Origin of the sequence: Haloarcula sp. Atlit-47R, from assembly GCF_003665985.1 — an archaeon.
Taxonomy (GTDB): Archaea; Halobacteriota; Halobacteria; order Halobacteriales; family Haloarculaceae; genus Haloarcula; species Haloarcula taiwanensis.
Map to the genome: position 1 here is coordinate 1 of NZ_QPLQ01000038.1, position 538 is coordinate 538.

A 538-nucleotide genomic window follows, 5' to 3' on the forward strand; every position below is an offset into this window, starting at 1 on the left:
GTCCGGAAAGACGAAATCACGCACGTCATCGAAGTTGAAGTCGCCGGAACGAGTCGACCGGCAAACGTCTTGACAAACGCTGGCCGCGCGTTCAACGAAAACCTCAATCTGATCTTTGTCGCGGAAAACAAACGCAAAGCACAGCGACTCGTGAAGATCCTCCGGCATCCGGTTAAGAAAAATACCCCGGAGGGGGCTCAACTATATACGTATTCAGAGGCGCTGACGCTTGCGGATGGCGGACAGCCGTTGCTTCCAGCCGGCACCGATGAAACCTCTTCGACGTGGTATCTGCGTCACGATCGGGAAGCGCTTGCTGATGGGGCTCCGGAAACGGGGTATCCACCGCGGGATGATGAACTCCAGTTAGTTGTTGATGGAGACGTGATTGCGTCTGGGCCCGCGGATGAGTCCGTGACGACCTGGGAGTATGACACGACAGTCGTGACCGACGGGGAGATCCCAACTGGCCGGACACGCATCCATGCGGGATTTGTACCGTCGCGATTGTCCTACTTGCGTGGCGTCGAGATTCGCT

Annotated in this window: 1 protein-coding gene; it reads left to right on the forward strand. The window is 57.1% G+C overall.

Annotated elements, in window-relative coordinates; all coding sequences use genetic code 11:
- Positions 1-538, forward strand: a 538-nt coding sequence (locus DVK00_RS21495; protein ID WP_158598838.1) for a hypothetical protein, incomplete at both ends; no start/stop codon positions are given.